The organism is Streptomyces glaucescens (assembly GCF_002154375.1).
GTDB classification, from domain to species: Bacteria; Actinomycetota; Actinomycetes; order Streptomycetales; family Streptomycetaceae; genus Streptomyces; species Streptomyces glaucescens.
The window spans coordinates 1-4,003 of record NZ_MUND01000770.1; the positions used below are offsets into that span (position 1 = coordinate 1).

Sequence of the window (4,003 nt, forward strand, 5' to 3'; positions counted from 1 at the left end):
GCATGGGCCAGGCCGGGGTGGGCACATGTGAGGTGGTGGCGGACATGGCCGGTCCGGTTTTCTCTTGGGTGGGCATGACGGCTTACCTGTCTGATGGGATGCGTAACGGGGCCGGGCAGGAGCGGGAGAAAGCGGGAGGCGGGGGAAGCAGGGGCGGGGCGTGCGCCGGAAGGCGGCGCACGCGGAGCGACGGGCCGTGGCAGCGTGCGTGAGGCGGCGCGCGCGAGGCGGCGGGCCGTGGCAGCGGCTCACCGGTGTCGAGGGCCGTGTGTGACCGCCAGGGCACCGCGACTGCCCGGGCGTTGCCCTCGCGCCTGTCGTGACGGCCCGGGCACGGTCCTACCGTGGTGGCGTGACGCCTTCTGCAGCCTCTTCCCGTCCCGGTGCGCCCGGCCTCGACATGCCGGAAGTGACCGTGGCGCCGGGGGACACCGCCACGACCGGTCTCACCGTCCGCAACGACAGCGACATCGTCGAGGCGTACAGCCTGGAGGTCGTCGGGGACTGCGCCCCCTGGACCACCGTGGAACCGGCACGGGTCTCCCTGTATCCCGGCACCTCCGAAACGGTGACGATCCGGCTGACGCCGCCGCGTTCTCCGGAGGTCCGGGCCGGCGAGATGCCCCTCGGAGTGCGGGTCCTGCCGGCCGAGCACCCCGAGTCGGTGAAGGTCCACGAAACGACCGTGCACGTCGGGGAGTTCCACGAGCTGCACACCGAGCTGGTCCCGCGGCGTCGTCGCGGCTGGCTGCGCGGCCGCTACCGGCTGGCCGTCCGCAACCAGGGCAACACGCCGGTTGAGGTGGGCTTCACCGCCGGGCAGGCGGGCGAGGAGCTGGCATTCGCCTTCAGTCCGGCGGAGCGGAAGCTGGAGCCCGGGGAGTCGGCGGAGATCGGCCTGCGTGTCCGCACCGGCAAGCCCGTGTGGTTCGGCGCCCCCGTGGTGTGGCCGTTCACCGTGGACACCGCTGAAACCGGTGACCAGGAGGAGCCCCGACGGGACGAGTCCGCCGTCCGGGTGCCGCTGGACGCCGAGTTCGTGCAGATCCCGATCTTTCCCAGGTGGCTGCTCGTGGTGCTCGCGGCGCTGCTCGCCCTGCTGCTCGCCTGGTTCACGCTGGTCCGGCCGGCGGTGCGCAGCGCCGCCAGGGAAGCCGCCACCGAGGCGGTCCAGCCGCGTCCCACACCCGCCGGGGAGCAGGGGGCGGCAGGGCAGACTCCGGGCACCGGCACCGGCACCGGCACCGGTACCGGCGCAGGCGCGGGCGCGGGTTCGGACACCGCCCCCGGCGGCCAGGGGACGGGCGCACCGTCCGGATCGGGCGACGGCACCTCGGCCGACGACGGCACCTCGATCGGCGGTGGCCGGCAGAGCTCGGAGACCATCGACGTGCAGACGTCCGGCGGGGAGACCAAGACCGGTACCTACCGGGTGCCCGAGGGCAGTGTGTTCGGGGTGACGGACATCGTTGTCGCCAATTTCCAGGGTGATGAAGGACTGCTGACGATCACGTTCGGTGATCGCAAGGTCACCACGATCGCGCTGGAGACCTTCCGCAACCAGGACTACCACTGGGTGACCCCCATCAAGATCCCCGAGAACGACACCGTGACTGTCGAAGTGACCTGCGAGAAGCCCGGTACACCGGCGTCCGGCCGTCAAGCGCAGGGGTGCCATGAGGTCCTGAACGTGAGTGGCGTACTCAGCCGCATCACTCAGTGACTTCAGCCCCACCTCGGAGGCATTGTCGATCGAAATCAGGTGTATCTGCCAAGAGTTGGCTCTCGTTCCGACCGGAAACCACCAACATGGGACCGGAAAGCTACACCTCGGTCCCCGGCTCCGGACAAAAACGATCCACGGCGCCAGCGCGAAGGCCCCGGACCGATCACGGTCCGGGGCCTGTGCCATCCGCTCCCGGCATCACCGGGGCCTGTCGCCGACGACAGGGCCGAGCGGCAGGGCCGATCACGCCCCTCAGGTCCCGCGCCGGGGAGCCTCCAGGCGTTGCACCAGTGCGCGCAGGGCGCGGAGTTCGGCGTCCAGGGCCTGGGCGCCTTCGCGAGTGAGGGTGACCCATGTGCGGGGGCGCCGGCCCGCGTAGCCCTTCTCCACGGTGATCAGTCCCGAGTCCTCCAGGACCTTCAGGTGCCGGGAGAGGTTTCCGTCGGTGACGGCCAGTTGCTTCTTCAGGAAGCCGAAGTCGACCCGGTCGGCTTCGCGGGCGATGGTGAGGACGCCGAGCCGTACCCGCTGGTGGACGGTGTCGTCCAGCGCCTGGGTGGGATGCGGTCCCTCCTGGTCGCCCTGCGCGGTGGTCGGGTCGTCGACGGTCATGAGACGACCGTAACCGCACCGGCGGGACCGGGCGCGCTCCGGCGGCGGGCCACCGCCCGCTCGCACAGGCCGGCGAGGAGCAGGACGGCGGCGAGCAGGAGCGCCTTGGCCTGGGGTCCGTCGGCCCAGCCGGGGTCGGCGGGGTGCTGCCAGGGGAGCCACCCGGTGCCCCACGAGGCTCCCAGGTACGCGGTGAGCAGCGCGGCATGGGCGAGGCCGGCCGCTGCGGTGATCCAGCTGCGTTCGGCGACGCCGAGGGCGAGGAGGCCGGTGCCGACCAGGTACCACGGGGACGCGTAGCTGTTCTCCAGCAGTACGGCCTCCCAGGTCTGGTTCCTGCCGAACAGCAGCGCGGCCAGGGCCGAGGTGATCACCGCGGTGGCCACCACGATCGCGGTGATCCACACGCGCCGCCGGGGGACGACGCCGCGCGACTCCCCCCGCAGGCGGTACCAGCGGGCGACGAAGAACCATGCGAGGGGCAGCAGCGCGAACCACGCCCCCCAGGCCACGAAGCGCAGCACCGCGCCGTCGAACTCGCCCTCCAGGCAGGGAGTTCCCGGTTCGTGGACGACGCACAGGCCGCTCAGCTCGGCGTAGGCGAAGGCGGGGTAGGACCCGATGTCGCGCCCGTGTGCTCCGAAGTTGAAGGCGTGGCGGGCGATCGGGACGGCTGCCAGCGCGAGCAACCCGAGGCCGAGGAGGATGGTCCACGCGCCGTTCGTCTGGCTGCGGGTCCTGGCCCGGAGGCCTGCCGTCGCGGCGAGCAGGGCGGCCGCGTTCGCCCTCGGTTCGGATGCCGCGCCACTCGGTGCGGATGTCCCCATGTGTCCCCCTGTGGTCGGCGCTCGACAGCGCACTCAAGAGCGGACCGCATGCGCGCCTGCCCGCCGTAGCATCAACTTTGCGATGCAAAGTACATGGCGGTCAAGAGGAACTTCTGACGGCGCCTACGCTTCCACCGGCTCCTCGGGGGCCATCGACCCCCCGGACCCCGCCGCCGCGCCCTGCTCCTCCGGCTCCCACCGCAGCAAGTCCCCCGGCTGGCAGCCCAGCACCTCGCACAGTGCGGCGAGGGTCGTGAAGCGGACCGCCTTGGCGCGGCCGTTCTTCAGGACGGCCAGGTTGGCGGGGGTGATGCCGACGCGTTCGGCGAGTTCGCCCACGGACATCTTGCGGCGGGCGAGCATGACGTCGATGTCGACGACGATCGGCATCAGATCACCTCGGCGAGTTCGGCCCGCATCCGGGCCGCCTCGGCGTCGCGGTCCACGGCCTGGGCGAGCAGCATGCGCAGGACGAGCACGATGAGGGCCACACCCAGGACCGCCACACCGACCCCGCCGATCAGCAGCACCACACCCGGGGCCACGGCCTCGCCCGGGGCCAGGACGACGCCGAGGGTGAAGACCAGGAGCGCGGCGGCCGTCACCGCGCCGATCACCGTGTGGACGTAGCGGAAGGCGCCGTGGGAGAAGACCGTCCCCCGCCGCACCATCGTCACCAGCCGCCATACGCAGACCAGGACCACCTGGGCCGTCACCACCCCCAGGAGCACGATCACGATGACCGGCGTGCGCAGACCGAAGTCCCGCAGGTCGGCGGCCAGCAGCGGCACCATCACCGCCTGCACGAACACCGAGCCGGCGAGCAGCGCCCCGAGCA

5 protein-coding genes are annotated in these 4,003 nt (G+C 71.9%); 1 reads left to right on the forward strand and 4 read right to left on the reverse strand.

All coding sequences use genetic code 11. The features are described 5' to 3' along the window. Positions 1–400: 400 nt before the first annotated feature. Positions 401–1,723, forward strand: a complete 1,323-nt coding sequence (locus tag CCN42_RS36925; protein WP_086741674.1) for a COG1470 family protein — start codon at positions 401–403, stop codon at positions 1,721–1,723. A 255-nt stretch (positions 1,724–1,978) separates the two neighbouring features. Here the strand turns inward: CCN42_RS36925 and CCN42_RS36930 are convergent, their stop codons facing one another. The 4 genes from CCN42_RS36930 to CCN42_RS36945 all read right to left on the reverse strand — a co-directional run. Continuing rightward, complete coding sequence (locus CCN42_RS36930; protein ID WP_086741675.1) at positions 1,979–2,338, reverse strand: winged helix-turn-helix domain-containing protein; 360 nt, start codon at positions 2,336–2,338, stop codon at positions 1,979–1,981. Then, positions 2,335–3,165 carry a hypothetical protein gene (locus CCN42_RS36935; protein ID WP_086741676.1) on the reverse strand — a complete coding sequence of 277 codons (831 nt, stop codon included), beginning with the start codon at positions 3,163–3,165 and terminating at the stop codon, positions 2,335–2,337. Before CCN42_RS36935 ends, CCN42_RS36930 begins: the two co-directional genes overlap by 4 nt. A 123-nt stretch (positions 3,166–3,288) precedes the next feature. Next, on the reverse strand, positions 3,289–3,555 hold the full coding sequence (locus tag CCN42_RS36940) for a helix-turn-helix domain-containing protein (protein ID WP_086173551.1): 267 nt from the start codon (positions 3,553–3,555) through the stop codon (positions 3,289–3,291). Further along, positions 3,555–4,003 (reverse strand): DUF2975 domain-containing protein (locus CCN42_RS36945; protein ID WP_086741677.1); only part of this gene is annotated, 449 nt, incomplete at its 5' end. The genes CCN42_RS36940 and CCN42_RS36945, both read right to left, overlap by 1 nt.

Excerpts from the sequence above, each read along its gene's own strand:
- CCN42_RS36925 (WP_086741674.1), top strand. The coding sequence starts at position 401 with ATGCCGGAAGTGACCGTGGCGCCGGGGGACACCGCCACGACCGGTCTC.
- CCN42_RS36930 (WP_086741675.1), bottom strand. The coding sequence starts at position 2,338 with ATGACCGTCGACGACCCGACCACCGCGCAGGGCGACCAGGAGGGACCG.
- CCN42_RS36935 (WP_086741676.1), bottom strand. The coding sequence starts at position 3,165 with ATGGGGACATCCGCACCGAGTGGCGCGGCATCCGAACCGAGGGCGAAC.
- CCN42_RS36940 (WP_086173551.1), bottom strand. The coding sequence starts at position 3,555 with ATGCCGATCGTCGTCGACATCGACGTCATGCTCGCCCGCCGCAAGATG.